This is a genomic window from Snodgrassella gandavensis (assembly GCF_914768025.1).
Classification (GTDB): domain Bacteria; phylum Pseudomonadota; class Gammaproteobacteria; order Burkholderiales; family Neisseriaceae; genus Snodgrassella; species Snodgrassella gandavensis.
Map to the genome: position 1 here is coordinate 1 of NZ_CAJZCE010000001.1, position 18,832 is coordinate 18,832.

Sequence of the window (18,832 nt, forward strand, 5' to 3'; positions counted from 1 at the left end):
TTGGTAGTTAAAATAATTAGACAGGGTAACAGAATCATCCGTACCATAAGCCTGAATAACCAGATCAGTACCGGAACGGGTAAACTGAGCATCAGCCAGAGTGGCGCCCTTAAATACTACATCATTGTACTGGTCCTTATAGTCAGTGTTTCCTTGGTCATAAATCACATCCTGGCCATGTCCTGCCTCGAATTCATAGCGGTCTTTCTGCCAGTTAACTCCTTTAAGTGTATCATTACCTGTACCGCTAATAAGAGTACCGTAACTGGCAATATCATCTAGAATATCATTACCATTCTCGCCATGCGGCTTATCATTACTTGTTTTGTCGTTGATGGTATTGTTGTTATGTGAATCTGTGGGTTTATTGTTTTTGTTGGTATCGTCCAAAGTCGTTGTTATATCGGTAATATCTTCTGAGTTTAATGTTTTATCGTCAAAGATGAATGTAAAAGTACAAATATTGGTTTTGTCAGAGCTAAGAAAATCAGTTAGGGTGACAGAGTCCTGATTATTGAATGCCTGAATGACTAGATCATTACCTGAGTGTAAGAAAATTGCATTAGCTACGTGGGCTTTTTTGAATACAATTTCGATGTTCTGGTTGTGATTATTGTCGCTGGTTTTACTGTTGATAATATCTTCACCATGTCCTGCCTGAAATACATAACGGTATGGTTTTTTATTACTCCCATTTGGAATATTGTTGTCAGTTTGTATCATTATTAATTCCTTTAAGTAGATTAAAATAAGAATTTTTGAATGGATAAATTTGTTTTGGTTATTATTGAAATGTTTATTTAATCATATTTATATTTTTATCATAATTAATATATACTTAAAATTAAAGTAATACTAAATGTATTCTGTTGTTTAGATCTCAAATAAACTAATGTTATGGTTCAAGTAGTTATTTTGGTTTAATTTTAAGTATGCTTTTAGGATGTGATTTTAAGTTATATTTTCCTTTCATTTAGGCATAATAAGGTGTAGTTGAGTAAGAGGATTGATAATCCTTTCTTAATCAATGGAAACCAATTCGGTTAGTTCCGCTAATTCGAATCAGTTGGATAGACGAATATTTACTGGATTTAAGCTGCAATTTTTCATTTACTTGGTAAAATAAAAAAATTTTGTAACTGCCTAATTAGGGCTTTAAATGTTTAAGTTTAATTAGAATTACTCTGTTTAATAATCAATACTAAAACGGGATAAATTTTTGTAATTAATATTAATTTAATCAGTTTTTTTAATTAACTGATTATCTGTGTATGAAATTCTCTGCATCCACATCCGTTTGTTGGATGCATGCTTGATTTATTAATAAATACGCTATGAATTTTTAAAATGTACAATTATGTAAGTATATAATTATTTTATACTATGGTTTGAGTTTTATCAATCTATTTTTGTAAATGAATAATTTCCAGCTTCTTTGGTTTAGGTAGTTTATTGTTTCTAAATATTATTATGAATTTAAGCAGTTTAATTTTGTATTTTTGCTTAAAGTAAATTATTTGTATTAATTGATGGTATTTATTTAATTATTATTTCTTTTGTATTTTGTAAGCTGATTTTGAATTTGAAAATATAACAGGTTGCGCTAATTTTAGGGCTTTTTATTCGATGAATATGGTAAGAGCTGTTCAAGCGGTATTTCTGGTAATTTTTTTCGGTGCTTATTTAAAAAATATCTGTATCTGTTTATTGAAAAGTCGATAAGTTGGTTATTTTTTATCGTTTTTAAATATTATATTCATACGATAAAGTAAGTATGTGGTGGCTTATTTGTTTAATTTCTGTACTTGTTCACCAAATTCGCGCACTTTTTGCCAGTCGGTGTATTCAATATGTGCGTTGAGACGGGTTTCGCCTTTGTTCAGTTTCATTACCAAACGCATCATGTAGCGGTCGAGCAGGTTGTATTTTGCGTAATGCAGTTCTCCGGCAAAGATGCCGATAGCTTGCGGCTGCCACGGGCTTTTGGTAAAGAATTTGCGGGTGTAGGTATGGGTTTGCGGGGTGCTGCGGTGAGGTTTGTTGGCCAGAATGCTGACGCTGAAAAAGGCACTTGGGGTGCTGTTGAGGATGTGCTGATGGCGTTCAATCCATGGTGCCAGTGCGGCAGCGTAGTGGCCGTAGCGGATAGACGCACCAATAATGATTTTATCGTATTCACCCGGCTGGATAACTGGTGTGTCTGCCAGATTAACCATGTTAACTGTGTTACCGGCAGCAGTCCATTGTGCTTCCAGTGTCTGGGCAATTTTATGGGTGTAGCCAAAACGGCTGCTGTATATAAGCAGAAAATTCATGGCAGGGTGGTTGCGGTTAAATAAGGTGAATCATACCATGCTTGCCGGGTTTGGCTAGGCGTAATTGTTTTGTGCAAAATTTGTTTATTTTGGTGTGGGATATTGGCTTTTTTACTGGCCGGAGGCTGGTACAATGGCGGCTGTTTTTGGAGATATATATGAAAGCCAGTCAGTTTTATATTTCGACATTAAAAGAAGCTCCGGCTGAAGCGGAGTTGGCCAGTCACAAGCTTATGTTGCGTACGGGAATGATTCGCCGTTTGGCCAGCGGATTGTATACGTGGATGCCGATGGGTTTGCGGGTGTTGCGCAAGGTAGAGCAGATTGTTCGGGAAGAAATGAACCGGGCAGGTTCGATTGAGTTGCTGATGCCGGTGGTGCAGCCAGCAGAATTATGGCAGGAAAGTGGCCGCTGGTCGTTTTATGGCAAGGAATTGTTGCGCATTACTGACCGTCATGAGCGTGAATTCTGCATGGGGCCAACCTGTGAAGAGGTGATTACTGATATTGTGCGCAGTGAGATTCGCAGTTACAAGCAGTTGCCACTGAATTTTTATCATATTCAGACTAAATTCCGTGATGAGGTGCGGCCGCGCTTTGGGGTGATGCGTGCGCGTGAATTTGTGATGAAAGATGCGTATTCTTTCCATACGACATTTGAATCGCTGCAACAGTCTTATCAGGATATGTTTGATGCCTATTGCCGTGTGTTTGACCGGCTGGGGCTGGACTATCGTCCGGTGGCCGCGGATACCGGCAGTATCGGTGGCACTGGGTCGCATGAGTTTCAGGTTCTGGCTGAAAGCGGGGAAGATGTTATTGCTTACAGTGATGCTTCTGATTATGCCGCTAATGTTGAGCTGGCTGCTACTTTGCCGCTGGCTGGTGAACGCCAGTATGCCGGGCAGGATTTAAGTAAGGTTCATACGCCGAACGTACGCAGTATTGATGAGCTGGTGGCTTTTTTACAGGTGCCGGTAGAACAAACGCTGAAATCGCTGGTGGTTGAGGGCGAGGAAGAGGGTACGGTGGTACTGTTGCTGGTACGGGGTGACCATCATTTGAATGAAATTAAGGCTGAGAAGCTGGCAGGGGTGAAAGCACCGTTAACCATGGCTTCGGTGGCTGCGATTGAGGCTGCTTTTAATGGTGCGCATGGTGGTTCACTTGGTCCTGTGGGGTTTAATGGTAAGGTGTATGCTGATTTTGCTACGGCTAAAGGTGCAGACTGGGTGATTGGGGCTAATGAGGATGATCATCACTATACTGGCTTTAATTTTGGCCGTGATGCTGCTGAGCCGGAATTTGTTGATTTACGCGAGGTGGTTGCTGGCGATCCTAGCCCATGTGGTACGGGTAGTCTGAAGCTGGCGCGCGGGATTGAGGTGGGTCATGTATTCCAGTTGCGCACGAAGTATTCTGAGGCGATGCAGGCTACGGTACTTGATCAGAATGGCAAGAATGTGGTGCTGGAAATGGGCTGTTACGGGATTGGCATTACTCGTGTGATTGCTGCGGCAATTGAGCAGAATAATGATGAGCGCGGTATTATCTGGACAGAAGCGATGGCGCCGTTTACGGTGGTGATTGTGCCGATGAATTATAAGAAATCTGCTGATGTGAAAGCGGCGGCAGATGATTTATATGCGCAATTGCAGCAGGCGGGTGTGGATGTGCTGCTGGATGACCGTGATGAGCGCTCTGGTGTGCTGCTGCATGATTCGGAGCTGATTGGTATTCCGCACCGTATTGTTATTGGTGACCGTGGCCTGAAAGCGGGTAAGGTGGAATATCAGGCGCGTAAGGATACTGCGGCTACCGAGCTGGCTATTGATGCGGTGGTGGCGCATATTTGTGCGTTGCTTAAACACTAATAGGTAAGTTACTGTGAAGAAAACCAGACATTTAAAGTCTGGTTTTTTTGTGGGCGGTTTATTTAATATTTTTAATCTGGCTGATTACCGGTAAATGGCTTGCTGCCTGTTTAGTGATTGGCATACAGGGTTTGGCGGATGTTGATTAAGGTGCGCATCACTTCTGCTGTAGCAGGCTCCTCTGGCAGGCTGCTGGTTTTGCTGGCTGCTGTAATCTGGCTAACCAGTGAATCGACTTTGTGCAGGATTTCTGTATATGAGAATTTGCCATGTTTGATATCCAGTAATTCTTGTCGGTTTGGGCGTTTGTTGGTGACGGTGCCATGCGAAATGATTTCTAATGCCACTTGGAGCAGACGGATGGTATGCATCATGTTTTTGGTATCATAATCCTGCCCGCTTTGGCTGTTGGTGAGATAGCGCTGTTCATTTCGCTTTTCCACCCATTGCCAGTAGCTTTTGTATTCGTGGCAGTAGGTGGAATATCCGCTACGGTTGAAACTCAGATAGGCAATAAACGGGTCGGAGGCGCTGATTGAAGATAAGCAAATATCATTGGCATTTTCTTGCTGAATAATGCCACGATATCCTTTGTTGCCGCTTTCATCATAGTATAGTGCATATAAGTCGGTGGCATGAGGAATGTTGACTAATCCACACTGGTGTTGTTGCCATTGGCGCTGTTGCAGCCAGTTGTTGAGTGGGTAGGAGTGTTGTTGGTCAATGATATGGCAGAAATCGAAAACGGTTTTGCGTTTGCTGTCTACTGGATTATTGATTTTTTTGTTTAGTCCTTTGGCTTTTTTTATTTGTGAGCAGGCATAATTAATAAAGGTCTGCTGAATTTGCTTGGATAAAAATTGCTTTAGTGAAAATTGCTGCATCAGCGGATGCTGATAAAGGATACATTCAGGAGCTGAGGCCAGTACTTCGATGATATTCGGGTTGTTTTTCAGTAATAGTTCTGTAAACCGGCCTAATTCGTAGTAAACAATATCGTTGCTGGCGTTGCTGATCTGTGGAATATAGTGCAGACCGTAAAATTTGTCTTTGGGTAAGTAGAATACGCCTTTGATATCTGTGTCTGAAGTTTCGGTGGCCAGACCGAATGCACGGCTGCCACTGATTACTTCCAGTAAAATCAGGTTTTGTGCTTTTAAATCATTGATGTTCATGGCTGGTACGTTTTTTTAATGTGTTGATGAAAAAAGTATCCAGTTGTGTGGCGGTGAAATTTAGTGCTGGTAATTGGGGTATTTGTGATTTGATGTGGTTGGTGGTGGTTGTAATGTAATCATGTAGATTACTACTGATTTCGATTATATGGGATTCGACAACTGTATTTTTAAAATCGATGAGCGCCAGAATCTGTTTGTGTAAATCTGCTGGGAGTAATTGCAGTAGAGGAGTGATTGTCATTGGTGCAATCTGTTTATGTTGAATACACCAACAGGCACAGAGTAATGGTCTGAGGATATAAAATAGCTGTTTGATTTTAATTTGCCGGCCATGGAGGTTTTGCAGGGCGCTGGAAGCTATGCCCAGATAATGATGGACGTTGCCTCTGGGATTAAAGTAATGGGCACATAGACACCATAGTTGCTGGGCGAGGTCTGTTTGCTGCTGATATATGATTGGCGATTGTAACCATTCAAATGGTGTGGCGTTGGATTTGTGGATGAGTTGCAAGGTTTTTTTTAAATCCCAGCCGTGAATGTCAAGCTCGCTGGTAATAGGAAAGGTGAGCTGATTTTTTATGGGTTCGATGGCTAGATATTTTTCGATTGGATGCAGGTAAATAAAGCGCACATCATAGTCACTGTTGGGCGAGGCAAATCCCCAGGCACGGCTGCCGGATTCGCATGCATAAATAATCTGGATATTATGTTTTTGTTCTATTTGTTGTAATTGCTGCTGGATAATATTTTGCATCATGCTGTGGGGTTTAAAGTTATTTTATTATGCTAGTATGACTGGATTAATATATTTTTACAATTTTTGTTCTGGGTATGATTTCTCGGTGAGGATTTGAGTCTGTGTGAAGTTATGGTTATTTAATTCTGACTTGATTGTTATGGCTGCGTAATGGATATGTTTTTTGCCAGACTTTTGATTTGGCCATAAGGTTTCATTAGGGAATAAAAAACCAGATTTTGCAATCTGGTTTTGGTGTTAGTTAAGTAATTCTGGCGGAATTTTGCATACTGGAATCGGGTTGATTTTATGTTGCATGGCGCGGTGGTAGCGGTCGTAGATGGCAAATACTTCGCGTTCGCGGCCGGTGAAGTCATCGATTTTATGTGTGTCGTAGACGCTCATTGCCCATTCCAGCTCGGGGTAGGTGGCGCCAATCTGTTCTTCGTCGGTTTTGTCTGCATCCCATAGGCCGTCGGTAGGCGGGGCGTCGATGATTTTTTGGTCGATATTCAGTTCTTTGGCCAAGGCATATACCTGACTTTTGAGCAGGTCGGCAATCGGGCTGAGGTCTACGCCACCGTCGCCGTATTTGGTGAAAAAGCCTACACCGAAATCTTCTACTTTATTGCCAGTACCCACGACAAGCAGGCCGCGTTGCTGGGCATAGTAATATAGTGCAAGCATGCGCAGGCGGCTGCGGGCGTTGGCCAGTGCCAGCTGGGTTTGTTCTTCTTTGTTATCACCGATATCTACGGCCATGGTGAATGAATCGAAGGTGCGGGTGAGGTCTACCCAGTGTTCTTCGATGTTGGTAAAGCGGCTTTTCAGCTGGCGGATATGTTCTTGTGCACGTGCTATCTGGTTAACTTTCTGGTGAATGGGTAGTTCCAGCACCAGTGTGGGCAGGCCGGTTTGGGCGGCAAGGGTGGAGACGACTGCGGAATCGATACCGCCAGAAACGCCAACGACAAAGCCTTTGCAATTGGCTTCAGTGGCGTAATCGCATAGCCAGTTAACGATGTGTTTGATGATGGCTGTTGTTTGCATGGTGTGCATCCTTTGGCTGATTGTGCAACTCAGTTAATATACTTCTTTACAGGCAGGCTTGCAAAGTATCTGCAAGGTGGTTGCTGATGGTGGTGATTTGCTGGCTGTTGTATGTAATCTGTGTGGGCAGTAAGCGGGATATTGGGTTAGAATAGGTATAGTTTATTAATGTCTTGTGATGGGAATGTAGTTTGTATGCAGGATAGGGTGCCAGCTGAAATCCGTTTGAGCCAGAACCGACAGGTATTGCGGTTGGTGTATGCATCACAGGTATATGAGCTTGCAGCGGAGTATTTGCGGGTGTTTTCGCCCAGTGCTGAGGTACGCGGTCATGGTGTGGGGCAGGAGGTATTACAGACGGGCAAGCGTTATGTGACGATTGCCGGTTTGTCGCAGGTGGGCAATTATGCTTTGCGTATTGCTTTTTCGGATGGGCATGATACTGGCCTGTACGACTGGGACTATCTGTATGATCTGGCTGTGCGACAGGCTGAACACTGGGCCGGTTATGAACAACAGTTATTTCTGGCTGGTGCCAGCCGTGAACCGGATTAATGCTGTAGTGATACTGGTACTGGTTGCTGGATATATTTATTTGGGCAATATTTAATTCTGAAAGTGTGGTATGAGCGATCACAAAACTCATTTTGGTTATCAAACTGTTGATGAAGATGAAAAAGCGGGTCGTGTTGCCGGGGTGTTTCATTCGGTAGCCAAGAACTATGATGTGATGAACGATGTGATGTCTGGCGGTTTGCATCGGGTCTGGAAGCACTTCACGATTACTACAGCGCCGTTACGCAAGGGTGACAGGGTACTGGATATTGCTGGTGGTTCGGGCGACTTGTCGCGCGGCTGGGCTAAACGGGTGGGGCGTTCCGGTGAGGTATGGTTAACGGATATTAATTCTTCCATGCTGACTGTGGGGCGCGACCGTTTGCTGAACGAGGGGCTGGCGCTGCCTGTGGCGTTGTGTGATGCGGAGAAACTGCCGTTTCCAGATAATTATTTTAATCTGGTATCGGTGTCGTTTGGTTTGCGCAATATGACGCATAAGGAAGTGGCGCTGGCAGAAATGTATCGGGTATTGCAACCGGGCGGTACTTTACTGGTGCTGGAATTTTCCCATGTGTTTAAGCCGCTCAAGCCGATTTATGATTTGTATTCTTTCAAGATGTTGCCGCTGATGGGCAAGCTGATTGCTAAAGATGCAGACAGTTATCAGTATCTGGCGGAATCAATTCGCATGCATCCGGATCAGGAAACGTTAAGACAGATGATGTTGGATGTAGGTTTTGACAGTGTAAGTTATCACAATTTAACTGCTGGGGTAGTGGCTTTGCATAAAGGAGTTAAGTTTTAGCTTGCTGGTTGACACTGTGTTCAGGCTGCCATATGGTGGCCTGATTTGTTTTTATCTGTGACTGGATTAAAGAATATGAGTGAAATTGAACAATTACAGCCGCAGCCGGTATGGCAGTGGTTTGCGCGTCTGTGTGCTGTGCCTCGTCCGACTTTTCATGAACAGGCTGTACGGGAAATGCTGGTGCAGGCGGCGCAGCAGCGTGGTCTGGCAACAGATATCGATGCGAAAGGTAATCTGCGCATTTGCAAGCCAGCTACGCCGGGTATGGAAAATTGTGTACCGGTGGCGATGCAGGCTCATATGGATATGGTGGCGCAGAAAGGCACTGATTCGCAGCATGATTTTCGGCATGATCCAATTCAGACCAGAATTGAGGACGGCTGGGTTTGGGCTAATGATACAACGCTGGGGGCTGATAATGGTATCGGCCTGGCCATGGGGCTGGCGGTGCTGTTTGCTGATGATGTGGCTCATCCTGAATTAACGCTGATTATTACGGTGGAAGAAGAAATCGGTATGGGCGGTGCTGAGGCATTGAGCGCAGACTGGTTACAGATGCCATATCTGATTAATCTGGATACAGAAGAAGCGGGTGAAATTTTTATTGGCTGTGCTGGTGGTCGTGATGCCAGTTTGACTTTGCCACTGGACTGGCAGCCTAATCAGGAGCCAGCGTGTACGATTCGGGTATCCGGTTTGCGCGGTGGCCATTCCGGGGTAGATATTGATAAGAATCATGCCAATGCTAATGTGTTGCTGACGCGGGTGCTGGCCAGCCTGTATGCGCAGAAACCGTTTGCTCTGGGCTCATGGCAGGGTGGCGAGTTGCGTAATGTGATTACGCGTGAGGCTCAGGCTGTGATTGTGATGGATGAAGCAGCAGCTCGTGCGGCGGTAGAACCGATTGCTGCTGTTATTGCGGCAGAATGGGCAGAAGAAACGCAATTGTGCATTGAGGTATTACCGGCGGAAAGTTTGCCGCAGGCTGCTACACTGGCATGTACACAGAAAGCGTTGGATTTATTGGTGGCTGTACCCAATGGGGTGATGCGCATGAGTGCAGAGTTTACCGGTATTGTGGAAACTTCATCCAATATGGGCGAGGTGAAAACCAGTGCCGCGGGCTTGCAAATACATTGTCTGATGCGCTCGCTTCTGGAAACGCCGAAAGATGAGTTTAGTCTGCGTCTGGCGGCTCTGGCACGTCTGGCTGGTGCGCATCTGGATTTAACGGCAGATTTTCCGGGTTGGGCGCCGAATGCAGATTCGCCATTGCTGAAGCTTACCAGTGATATATTTGCCAGACATTATGGCAAACAGCCACCGTTACAGATTATTCATGCTGGTCTGGAATGCGGTATTCTCAGTGGTAAGGCGCCACATCTGGATATGGTGTCTTTCGGGCCGACTATTCGTGCTGCCCATTCGCCTAAAGAGCGGGTAGAGATTGCTGCTGTGGCTGAGTGCTGGGCTATTTTACTGGATTTGCTGAAATCGATACCACCGCGCCAGTGATAGGTTGGTTTGATTCAGAAAGGCATGGTGATTCCATGCCTTTTTGTTATTTTTGCGATGGTTCATGACAACAGGGCTATAGTAAGGTATGGTTGGTGTGTGTGTCGGCTTTAATTGTTCTGGTTCTGGCTGTTAATCGGTATGAACTGTTTTTTGTTACAATGGCCGGTGTTTTTCACTCAGATAATCCGTTGGATCAGGAAGTGAGTTTTTATGGATGCCCAACAACAGAGCCGTCGTGGTTTTTTGCGTGCCAGTGCTGCTTTTGCAGGTGCTGGCTTATTGCAGGCATGTGGTAATACCCAGAAGCCTTCCGTACCGACAACGTCTTCCCCTAAAGTACCTGTACAATCGAATAATAATAATAATTTGAATACTATGCGTATTTTTGCCTGTTCCGGTTTTGGAGAGAGCAGCAGTCGCAGTGAGCTGGCGGTACAGCGTCTGGCCGTGGCCGGTTTTGTAGTCAGTAATCAGCAGGCTTCTGTGCGTCGCTATCAGCGTTTTGCCGGCAGTGATGCTGAGCGGGCTGCTGATTTGCAGGAGGTGGCCGCTGGTCGTGTACCTGTGCCAAAGGTGCTGATGGGGTTGCGTGGTGGCTATGGCGCGATGCGTATTTTGCCGCTGGTTAACTGGTCTGATCTGGGTGCGCGGATGCGTGAACAGGGCACGTTATTGTTTGGTTATAGTGATGTGACTGCGGTGCAACTGGCTTTGCTGGCGCAGGGACAGATGTGCAGTTTTGCGGGGCCAATGTTGTACAGTGAATTTGGCAAGCCGCAGATGAGTGAGTTTACTACCCGTTCTTTTATTGATAATAGTTGTAATCCGGCTATATCGGTTAGGGTTGCCGCTATGCAGAATTATCAGGTTCGGGCAGAGGGGATTTTATGGGGTGGTAATCTGAGTGTGCTGTCTGCTCTGGTGGGTTCACCTTATATGCCGCAGGTAAAGGGCGGTATTTTGTTTATTGAGGATGTAGGTGAGCAGCCATACCGGATTGAACGAATGCTTCAGACTTTGTTTTTAAGCGGTATTCTCGGACGCCAGCAGGCAATTGTGCTGGGTAATTTCCGTATGGGGTCGATTCGGGATGTGTATGACAGTAGTTATACATTTAATTCTGTGGTACAGACGATGGCTCGGTTGACAAAGGTGCCGGTATTAACCGAATTTCCTTTTGGTCATATTGCTGATAAGGTAACTTTCCCGCTTGGTGCCCATGCCAGTTTGCATTCGACTAGTGATGGTGGTTATCAGATTGATTTCAGGGACTACCCGGTTCTGAATGCTTCTGTGCTGGCTTTGAGTACTTTGATTCCGCAACCGCCGGCTGTTGAAGGTTTGCTTAATGGAATAGTGGGTGCGCCAGCTAATGAGACTCCGTCGTCAGAAACAGAAGATGTGATGTAGTCTGTTCAGGCTGTCTGTGTTTGCGCATGTCTGTCTGGGTTATGTTTGTTGATCCAGCCATTTGATGACCGCCTGATGGGTGGCCGGTGCCTGTAGCTGCCTGAGGGTATAGCAGTTTAGTGAATGATAAAAAGCCTGTTGTGCTTCGCTGAATATTTGTGGCAGATAACAGAATTCTGTTATTGAACAGGGTGGCTGCTGACAGTTGATTAAGGCGGGTGTTTCGGACGAAGCTTGTTCCAGTGCCTGAACGATGTCACCCAGTTTGAGCCGATGGCTAAGAGCAGACAGCCTGATACCGCCGTTTCTACCTTTGAATGAATCAATCCAACCGGTTTGTGCCATAAAATAAACAATTTTTACCAGATGATTTCTGGATACGTTGAGCTGTTTGGCGAGGCTTTCTACTGTGGAAAGCTCGGATTCGGGCAGGTATTGCAGTGATATTAGTACGCGCAAGCCTAAATCGGTGAAGCGGTTTAATTGCATGGCAGACTGTCGGGCTGTTGATGGAATAATTTTGCCTGTTTTCAGTTGCCATGAAAAGTTTTACGTTTAAATTGCAGTTGATTTCTCAGGCTGTGAGCTGGCTGACTCCGCCTGTGCCAAACAGTTCCATAAAGATTTGATTCTGCGATATATGCAGGTTACGCAAGGTCTGGTACTGGCTATGCATAAATTGTTTAGGGCCGCAAATATAATAATCGGCATCTGCTGGCAGCAAAGCGCGATCTAGCTCGGCGAGTTCCAGCCGGCCGATTTTGTCTGCGGCTAATTCTGTACCCGGATTTTCGCAGGCCAGATAACTGTGCAGATTAGGCATGGTTTGCTGTAATTCGATGATGTGCTGATGCATGGCCAGTACATTGCTATTGCGGCAGGCGTGGATGAAACTAATCTGCTGGTGTGGATTGTTTTCTGCTGCGAGAGTATTGAGGATGGCTATCATGGGGGTAATGCCCACACCTGCGCTAATCAGTACAGTATTTTTATCCGGATTGTGTAATAAGAAGGTGCCGGTTGGATTGGTAACTTCTATTTCATCGCCAATCTGGTAGTGTTCATGCAGGGTTGTGGAAACGTAACCTGCTTTGTGCTGCTGATCGGCAGCTTCTTTTTTGACGCTTATGCGGAAATACTCGGGATGATTGCTGTCGGACAGGGAGTACTGGCGCGGTTGTCTGATACCCAGTTGTGGCACCATGACGCGAACGGATATGTTCTGGCCGGGCTGATATTCCGGCAATGGGGCGTTGTCGACTGGTTGCAGATAAAATGAGGTAATTTCGCTGCTTTCTTCTTGTTTATCGACAATTTTGAATTTTTTCCAGCCATTCCAGCCGCCTTTAGTATTGTTTTGTTGCTGGTAAAGGTTTGTTTCGGTTTGTATGAGAATATCGGCCAGTTGCTGGTAGGCTGCGCTCCACGCTTCTATCAGTTCGCTGTCCATGGGTACGTTTAATACTTCGCTGATGGAGTGCAGCAGGTTGGTGCCGACTATTGGATACTGTTCAGGCTGAATATCCAGACTGACATGGCGGTGCGCTATCTGGCTGATGGCGTTGTCCAGATTCTGTAATGCGGTGATGTTCTGTGCGTAAGCAAGTACGGCGCTGGCCAAAGCCTGTGGCTGGGTGTCGTTGCGCTGGTTGCCGAGGTTGAATATTTCTTTCAGGTCTGGGTTGTTGCTGAGCATCCTGTTGTAGAAGTAACGGGTTAATTCAACGCCATGTTGCTGTAGTGTGGGTATGGTTGCCTGAACCAGTTTGATTTGTCTGGTAGTTAATTGCATGGTTGTTCTCCCGATGAATTTAATATGTATATAATATACATATTTTATCTTAGGCTGCCTGTTACTGGCTGTCAATGTGTATACGGCTGTTTGTGAGGGTTATTTTTACTCTAGTATAGCTGTGGAGATGCAGGGAGGCTGAAAGGGGCGCATGGTTTGACTAATATGGGTTAAACTGTGTGCTGTTTTGGCTGTAGTGTTTATGGCCGTGCTGACTGTTATCTGACACATGTTGTTGTGGCAGATGAGATGATGAGCAAGATATCTGAGGAATGATAAGTTTATGATGATTCATCCGAATTTTGACCCGGTGCTGGTGCATCTGGGACCGTTGGCGATTCGCTGGTATGCGTTAAGTTATATTGTTGGTTTTTGTTTGTTTATCTGGCTGGGACGCAAACGGATTAAGGGGGGGCAATCGGTTTTTACCAATGAGACGCTGGATGATTTTATTACCTGGGGTGTGCTGGGGGTAATTCTTGGCGGGCGTCTTGGCTATGTGCTGTTTTATCAGTCGGCTTTTTATTTGAACCATCCGCTGGAGATTCTGAAAGTTTGGCAGGGCGGGATGTCGTTTCATGGTGGTTTTGTTGGTGTGCTGGTGGCTATGTGGCTGTTTGCGCGCAAACACCGGATTAAGTTCTGGGCTGTGGCCGATTTTGTTGCACCGCTGGTGCCGCTTGGGCTGGCATGTGGCCGTATAGGTAATTTTATTAATGGTGAGCTGTGGGGACGGGTGACCAGTGTGGATGCTTTCTGGGCAATGGGTTTTCCGCATGCACGTGAAAATGATGTGATGCTGGTGATGCAGGATCCGCAGAAGTGGCTGCCGGTATGGGAGAAGTTTCAGATGCTGCCGCGTCATCCTTCGCAGCTGTATGAATTTATACTTGAAGGGATTGTGCTGTTTGTGATTATGTGGCTGTTTACTAAAAAGCCACGCCCGCTGGGACAAGCATCGATGCTGTTTTTGCTGGGCTATGGGGTATTTCGTTTTATTGTTGAATATGCGCGCGAACCGGATGATTTTCTTGGTTTGCTGGCGATGCATATGTCGATGGGGCAATGGCTCAGTCTGCCGATGATTGTGATTGGTGTGATTGGCTTTGTTTATGCCGGCAGGAAAGCGAAGTAAGCCGGACTGGTAATATGGTTAAAGCCGCAATAAAGGTGTGTTTATTGCGGCTTTATTATATGGGTAGCTTCGGAATGGATTACAGATTGTCTTTTTGTGCCAGAATCCGCCGGTTACCGCCCAGTTCGGCCGCAGAGACAATGCCAGCAGCTTCGAGTGCTTCCATCAGGTTGGCGGCACGGTTGTAGCCAATGCGCAGATGGCGCTGTAATGAGGAAATGGAAGTTTTGCGCGTTTCCAGTACGAAAGCCACTGCCTGATCAAATAATTCGTCGCTGTTGGCATTTGGGTTAACCTGATTGACGTTGGTCTGGGCTGCTTCGCCAGACAGTAAACCTTCCACATACTGGGTGGGCGCCTGCTGTTTGATGAAATTAACAACGGCATGCACTTCTTCATCGGACACAAATGCGCCATGCAGGCGGGTTGGTTCAGCCTGACCGGGCGGTAAAAACAGCATATCACCTTTGCCGAGCAGGTTTTCTGCGCCCATCTGGTCGAGAATGGTGCGGCTATCGATTTTGCTGGATACCTGAAAGGAAAGTCGGGTAGGGATATTGGCTTTAATCAGGCCGGTAATGACGTCGACGCTGGGGCGCTGGGTAGCCAGTATCAGGTGAATGCCGGCAGCGCGGGCTTTTTGTGCCAGACGGGCAATCTGCTGTTCTACTTTTTTACCTTCAACCATCATCAGGTCGGCCAGTTCGTCAATGACTACTACAATGTAAGGCAGTTTATCCAGCGGCTCCGGTTCATCCGGATTGTTACTGAATGGGTTAACCAGTGGGGTGGAAGCAGCTTTGGCTGCTGCTACTTTGTCGTTGAAGCCAGTGATGTTGCGTACACCTACGTGTGCCAAGAGCCGGTAGCGTTTTTCCATTTCGGTAACGCACCAGTTGAGTGCCTGTGCGGCTTCTTTCATGTCGGTGACTACTGGTGCCAGTAGATGCGGAATGCCGTCGTATACGCTTAATTCGAGCATTTTCGGATCTACCATGATGAAGCGTACTTCATCTGGCTGCGCTTTGTATAAAATCGACAGAATCATGCAGTTGACGCCGACTGATTTACCGGAACCAGTGGTGCCGGCAACCAGTAAATGCGGCATTTTTGCCAGACTGGCGATAACGGGTGCACCGGCAATGTCTTTACCCATGGCCATGGTTAGTTTATCGGCGGCATCGTGGAAAATTTTTGCGCCAAGAATTTCTGTGAGCAGAACGCTTTGGCGTTCATCATTGGGCAGCTCAATTCCCATGGTGGTTTTGCCGGCGATGGTTTCGACAACGCGTACGCTCTGGACGGACAGTGATCGTGCCAGGTCTTTGTTGAGGTTAACTATCTGGCTACCCTTGACACCTTGTGCCGGTTCGATTTCATAGCGGGTGATGACGGGGCCTGTGGTAGCGCTGGTGACTTCTACTTCAACGCCGAATTCTTTTAATCTGGATTCGATATGTGTGGCGGTTTGTTGCAGAAGCTCACTGTTGACAACGGCTGGCTGGCTGGTTGGTTTACTCAGTAATTCGACATCTGGTAAGTGGATAAGGCCATTTTCACTTATTGCGGCTGGCTGGCCGGGCTCTGGCGCCGGTTCGGTTATGTTTTGTGCTATTGTAGGTTCAGTGCGCACGGCTACGGTTTTGCGATTGCTGGTGGCAAGCACAGGCGTATCGATATTTTTGGCAGTAATGGTTTTGGCCTGTTTGACCATGCGCCGTACGGTTTTGTTATTGGGAAATTCGGTAATCAGACGCCGTGGCCGGCGCAGCAGTTTGCACCAGAACCATTCACACTGGGTGCCAAGTTTTTCGATTACGGTTAGCCACGATACCTGTAGTAACAGTGACACGCCAATCAGCATCATGAAGATGCTGATAATTAATCCGCCGGTAAGGCCGAAAAATTGCTGTAGCAGCCTGCCGAGTGATTGCCCGATCACACCGCCGGCACCGATAGGCAGGGCATCCTGTAGCATGCTGGCAAATACCAGATTTTCCAGAGCAGGGCTGAAAACGAGCAGGATAAATAAACCGGTTAAGGCCAGCCAGTTGCTATAGGGCAAACTGTCATCGCTGGTATTGAGTGAGCGGGCGTTTAGCGGGCGGAAGCTTTTATACAGAGCCATGATGGCGGCGATGATGCTCCACCAGGCGGATAGTCCGAAAATGTAGTAGCCAATATCAGACAGCCAAGCTCCGGTTAAGCCGGCCAAATTATGGGGTTTGTTAATCTGGCCGATTCCGCGTGACCAAGCCGGATCTGCCATATTGAAGCTGATTAATGACAAAATGGTAAACAGGGTAACCATCAGCGCCAGCAGCCAGAAAATGTCGTTAATCAGGTTCATTAACCATGGCTGTTTCGGTTTGCTAACTTTCTGCGCCTGCACATTCTGTGGCTTTACTTTTCGTGGCGGCTGTTTACGGGGGACAGATTTTTTTCGTGTGGTGGCCATAAATCTTGCAACTGAATTTAGTATTCTTATCTGAAATTAACTGTTTATTATAAGGTCTGTTGGCGATTATAGCTGATATTGATAACAGGATTTAACGGTTTTTTGCGGATGGTTAAGCCCAGTAGCCGCAACCGAGAATGCGTGCCCCGGCAGCACCGGTAGCATGATGGGTAGCTACGGGCTGACGTTGATACCAGCATGCCGCCAGCCAGGCAAAGGCAGCGGCTTCAACCAGTTGTGCTGGTATTTGTAAATTATCGGTACTGTGTAGGGAAATCTGGTGCTGTTCAAGCAGTTGTGCCAGTGTGTGCATTAAGAGCCGGTTTTGGCTTCCGCCGCCGCAGACATAGACGTTATTGGTGGCGGGTGCGGCATTGATGATGGCGTTTACCGCAGTTTGTGCGGTAAGCTCGAGCAAAGTACGCAGAACATCAGCGGGATTTTCCTGTCCGGTGAGATATTGGTTGAGCCAGTCGAAGCTGAATAAATCGCGGCCGGTACTTTTGGGGTAGGGCTGGCTGAAGTAGTCATGGCTGAGCATGGCTTGCAATAGTGGCTCAATGATTTGTCCCTGACTGGCTAGTGTACCATTGTAATCAAATTCCTGCTGCCAGTGATGTTGTACCCATGCGTCCATAAGCATATTGGCCGGTCCAGTATCAAAGCCAAAAGCCGGCTGCTGGGGTTGCAGTACGCTGATATTGGCAATGCCGCCCAGATTCAATACCACACGACTATGCTGCTCATTGGCAAAAACGGCCTGATGAAAAGCTGGTACCAATGGCGCGCCCTGACCACCTGCGGCCAGATCGCGACTACGCAAATCACCTACTGTAGTGATACCGGTGAGTTCGGCCAGTAATGCCCAGTCCATTAGCTGAATACTGTAGTGCTGCTCGGGTGCATGGCGTATGGTCTGGCCGTGGCAGCCAAGAGCAGTTATTGCCTGAGCCTCTATCTCGGCTTCAATGAGTACGGCACTAACTGCCTGTGCATTGAGGTGCGCTAGTTCCTGTGCCAGTACGGCCGCCTGTGCCAGCTCGTTATGTGCTGGTGTTTGCAGCGCCAGTAAATTTCGTTTCAGGTTTTCGGGATAGGCGATGAATGCATGCGCACAGACGCCCAGCCATTGGGTACCTGTTAGTTTAGCCAGTACTGCGTCGATGCCATCCATGCTGGTACCAGACATGAGGCCAATATAATATTGGCAGGATTGCATGCTGTTCATCAGGCGAGTGTAGCCATAACCGGCGCATGGTCACTGGGGCGTTCCCAGCCACGAGCAGCGCTATCCACCTGTACTTCACGTAATGCCGGTAGTAATGGCTGACTCAGCAGGATATGGTCGATGCGTAACCCGAGCTTGCGTTTGAACATGTTCATGCGGTAATCCCACCAAGTGTAGTGGGCACTGTCGGGATACAGATAATGCAGGCTGTCGGTCAACCCCAGTTGCAGCAATTGCTGAAACCAACTGCGTTCCTGTGGCGAGCATAATACTTTGTCCTGCCATTTTTCTGGATCGTAAACATCTATATCCTGCGGAGCAATATTGAAATCTCCCAGCAGAATGGTTTTGGGGTGCTGTGCCAGTTCACGACGCATATAGGCATTCAGCGCGGCAAACCAGTGCTCTTTATAGGCAAATTTTTCACTGCCTACTGCTTCGCCGTTTACACAATAGGCACAGATAACCCTGATATCGTTGATGCTAGCAGCAATAATGCGCTTTTGCGGTTCATTCAGCTCGGGAATATTGATGGTAACCTGCTCAAGAGGCTGGCGGCTAAGTATGGCAACGCCATTGTAAGTTTTCTGACCATTCCATGCTGCATGATAACCAATTCGGGTAAATTCGGTCTCTGGAAATTTGTCCTGCTCAAGTTTAAGCTCCTGCAAGGCCAGAATATCCGGCTGGTTTTCTTCCAGCCAGCGCAGGGTGTGGGGCAGGCGCACATTCAGTGAGTTGACATTCCATGTAGCGATTTTCATGATGAATT

General features: G+C 46.6%; 16 protein-coding genes. 6 read left to right on the top strand and 10 right to left on the bottom strand.

Annotated elements, in window-relative coordinates:
* The coding region (locus MJ764_RS00005; RefSeq protein WP_420853904.1) for a hypothetical protein at positions 1-723 on the bottom strand (723 nt) is incomplete at its 3' end.
* A 1,061-nt stretch (positions 724-1,784) separates the two neighbouring features.
* The gene (gene hemG / locus MJ764_RS00010) at positions 1,785-2,315 is read right to left on the bottom strand and encodes a menaquinone-dependent protoporphyrinogen IX dehydrogenase (protein WP_239323493.1); all 531 of its coding nucleotides are present in this window, start codon (positions 2,313-2,315) and stop codon (positions 1,785-1,787) included.
* Positions 2,316-2,473: 158 nt separating this feature from the next.
* On the opposite strand from hemG, the gene MJ764_RS00015 reads away from it, so the two are divergent.
* Positions 2,474-4,189, top strand: coding sequence for a proline--tRNA ligase (locus tag MJ764_RS00015; RefSeq protein ID WP_239323494.1), 1,716 nt, complete (start codon positions 2,474-2,476; stop codon positions 4,187-4,189).
* Positions 4,190-4,299: 110 nt separating this feature from the next.
* Here MJ764_RS00015 and MJ764_RS00020 read toward each other — a convergent pair whose 3' ends face one another.
* The 3 genes from MJ764_RS00020 to nadE all read right to left on the bottom strand — a co-directional run bounded on the left by MJ764_RS00020 (position 4,300) and on the right by nadE (position 7,153).
* Entirely contained in the window at positions 4,300-5,364 is a 1,065-nt protein-coding gene (locus tag MJ764_RS00020) for a DNA polymerase beta superfamily protein (protein WP_239323495.1), read from the bottom strand.
* The gene (locus MJ764_RS00025; RefSeq protein ID WP_239323496.1) at positions 5,351-6,124 is read right to left on the bottom strand and encodes a nucleotidyltransferase domain-containing protein; all 774 of its coding nucleotides are present in this window, start codon (positions 6,122-6,124) and stop codon (positions 5,351-5,353) included. Before MJ764_RS00025 ends, MJ764_RS00020 begins: the two co-directional genes overlap by 14 nt.
* A gap of 237 nt (positions 6,125-6,361) precedes the next feature.
* Positions 6,362-7,153 (bottom strand): NAD(+) synthase, encoded by a 792-nt coding sequence (gene nadE, locus MJ764_RS00030; RefSeq protein WP_239323497.1) that lies wholly within the window; start codon positions 7,151-7,153, stop codon positions 6,362-6,364.
* A gap of 195 nt (positions 7,154-7,348) precedes the next feature.
* On the opposite strand from nadE, the gene MJ764_RS00035 reads away from it, so the two are divergent.
* The 4 genes from MJ764_RS00035 (at position 7,349) to MJ764_RS00050 (ending at position 11,447) form a co-directional block, all read left to right on the top strand.
* Positions 7,349-7,708: a gamma-butyrobetaine hydroxylase family protein gene (locus MJ764_RS00035; protein ID WP_100113342.1), complete on the top strand. Its 360-nt coding sequence runs from the start codon at positions 7,349-7,351 to the stop codon at positions 7,706-7,708.
* Positions 7,709-7,778: 70 nt separating this feature from the next.
* Positions 7,779-8,516 (top strand): bifunctional demethylmenaquinone methyltransferase/2-methoxy-6-polyprenyl-1,4-benzoquinol methylase UbiE, encoded by a 738-nt coding sequence (ubiE, locus tag MJ764_RS00040; protein WP_100091304.1) that lies wholly within the window; start codon positions 7,779-7,781, stop codon positions 8,514-8,516.
* 75 nt (positions 8,517-8,591) lie between these two features.
* A complete protein-coding gene (locus MJ764_RS00045; RefSeq protein WP_239323498.1) occupies positions 8,592-10,034 on the top strand; it encodes an aminoacyl-histidine dipeptidase in 1,443 nt (480 codons plus the stop codon).
* 213 nt (positions 10,035-10,247) lie between these two features.
* On the top strand, positions 10,248-11,447 hold the full coding sequence (locus MJ764_RS00050) for an LD-carboxypeptidase (RefSeq protein ID WP_239323499.1): 1,200 nt from the start codon (positions 10,248-10,250) through the stop codon (positions 11,445-11,447).
* A 39-nt stretch (positions 11,448-11,486) separates the two neighbouring features.
* On the opposite strand, the gene MJ764_RS00055 is transcribed toward MJ764_RS00050, so the two are convergent.
* Positions 11,487-11,936: an Rrf2 family transcriptional regulator gene (locus MJ764_RS00055; RefSeq protein ID WP_239323500.1), complete on the bottom strand. Its 450-nt coding sequence runs from the start codon at positions 11,934-11,936 to the stop codon at positions 11,487-11,489.
* Positions 11,937-12,021: 85 nt separating this feature from the next.
* Positions 12,022-13,239, bottom strand: a complete 1,218-nt coding sequence (gene hmpA / locus MJ764_RS00060) for an NO-inducible flavohemoprotein (RefSeq protein WP_239323502.1) — start codon at positions 13,237-13,239, stop codon at positions 12,022-12,024.
* A gap of 283 nt (positions 13,240-13,522) precedes the next feature.
* On the opposite strand from hmpA, the gene lgt reads away from it, so the two are divergent.
* Positions 13,523-14,374 carry a prolipoprotein diacylglyceryl transferase gene (gene lgt / locus MJ764_RS00065; RefSeq protein ID WP_239323506.1) on the top strand — a complete coding sequence of 284 codons (852 nt, stop codon included), beginning with the start codon at positions 13,523-13,525 and terminating at the stop codon, positions 14,372-14,374.
* Positions 14,375-14,453: 79 nt separating this feature from the next.
* Here the strand turns inward: lgt and MJ764_RS00070 are convergent, their stop codons facing one another.
* From MJ764_RS00070 to xth, 3 genes are all read right to left on the bottom strand, one after another.
* Positions 14,454-16,832 carry a DNA translocase FtsK gene (locus MJ764_RS00070; protein ID WP_239323507.1) on the bottom strand — a complete coding sequence of 793 codons (2,379 nt, stop codon included), beginning with the start codon at positions 16,830-16,832 and terminating at the stop codon, positions 14,454-14,456.
* Between the two features lie 112 nt (positions 16,833-16,944).
* Positions 16,945-18,051 (bottom strand): anhydro-N-acetylmuramic acid kinase, encoded by a 1,107-nt coding sequence (locus MJ764_RS00075; RefSeq protein ID WP_239324059.1) that lies wholly within the window; start codon positions 18,049-18,051, stop codon positions 16,945-16,947.
* 8 nt (positions 18,052-18,059) lie between these two features.
* Positions 18,060-18,824 (bottom strand): exodeoxyribonuclease III, encoded by a 765-nt coding sequence (xth, locus tag MJ764_RS00080; protein ID WP_239323508.1) that lies wholly within the window; start codon positions 18,822-18,824, stop codon positions 18,060-18,062.
* Positions 18,825-18,832: the final 8 nt, after the last annotated feature.

Bases quoted from the DNA above. Each gene is read 5' to 3' on its own strand.
- xth (WP_239323508.1), bottom strand. From the start codon at position 18,824: ATGAAAATCGCTACATGGAATGTCAACTCACTGAATGTGCGCCTGCCC.
- MJ764_RS00070 (WP_239323507.1), bottom strand. From the start codon at position 16,832: ATGGCCACCACACGAAAAAAATCTGTCCCCCGTAAACAGCCGCCACGA.
- MJ764_RS00035 (WP_100113342.1), top strand. From the start codon at position 7,349: ATGCAGGATAGGGTGCCAGCTGAAATCCGTTTGAGCCAGAACCGACAG.
- MJ764_RS00050 (WP_239323499.1), top strand. From the start codon at position 10,248: ATGGATGCCCAACAACAGAGCCGTCGTGGTTTTTTGCGTGCCAGTGCT.
- ubiE (WP_100091304.1), top strand. From the start codon at position 7,779: ATGAGCGATCACAAAACTCATTTTGGTTATCAAACTGTTGATGAAGAT.
- hemG (WP_239323493.1), bottom strand. From the start codon at position 2,315: ATGAATTTTCTGCTTATATACAGCAGCCGTTTTGGCTACACCCATAAA.
- lgt (WP_239323506.1), top strand. From the start codon at position 13,523: ATGATGATTCATCCGAATTTTGACCCGGTGCTGGTGCATCTGGGACCG.
- MJ764_RS00025 (WP_239323496.1), bottom strand. From the start codon at position 6,124: ATGATGCAAAATATTATCCAGCAGCAATTACAACAAATAGAACAAAAA.
- nadE (WP_239323497.1), bottom strand. From the start codon at position 7,153: ATGCAAACAACAGCCATCATCAAACACATCGTTAACTGGCTATGCGAT.
- MJ764_RS00045 (WP_239323498.1), top strand. From the start codon at position 8,592: ATGAGTGAAATTGAACAATTACAGCCGCAGCCGGTATGGCAGTGGTTT.
- MJ764_RS00055 (WP_239323500.1), bottom strand. From the start codon at position 11,936: ATGCAATTAAACCGCTTCACCGATTTAGGCTTGCGCGTACTAATATCA.
- hmpA (WP_239323502.1), bottom strand. From the start codon at position 13,239: ATGCAATTAACTACCAGACAAATCAAACTGGTTCAGGCAACCATACCC.
- MJ764_RS00015 (WP_239323494.1), top strand. From the start codon at position 2,474: ATGAAAGCCAGTCAGTTTTATATTTCGACATTAAAAGAAGCTCCGGCT.
- MJ764_RS00075 (WP_239324059.1), bottom strand. From the start codon at position 18,051: ATGCAATCCTGCCAATATTATATTGGCCTCATGTCTGGTACCAGCATG.
- MJ764_RS00020 (WP_239323495.1), bottom strand. From the start codon at position 5,364: ATGAACATCAATGATTTAAAAGCACAAAACCTGATTTTACTGGAAGTA.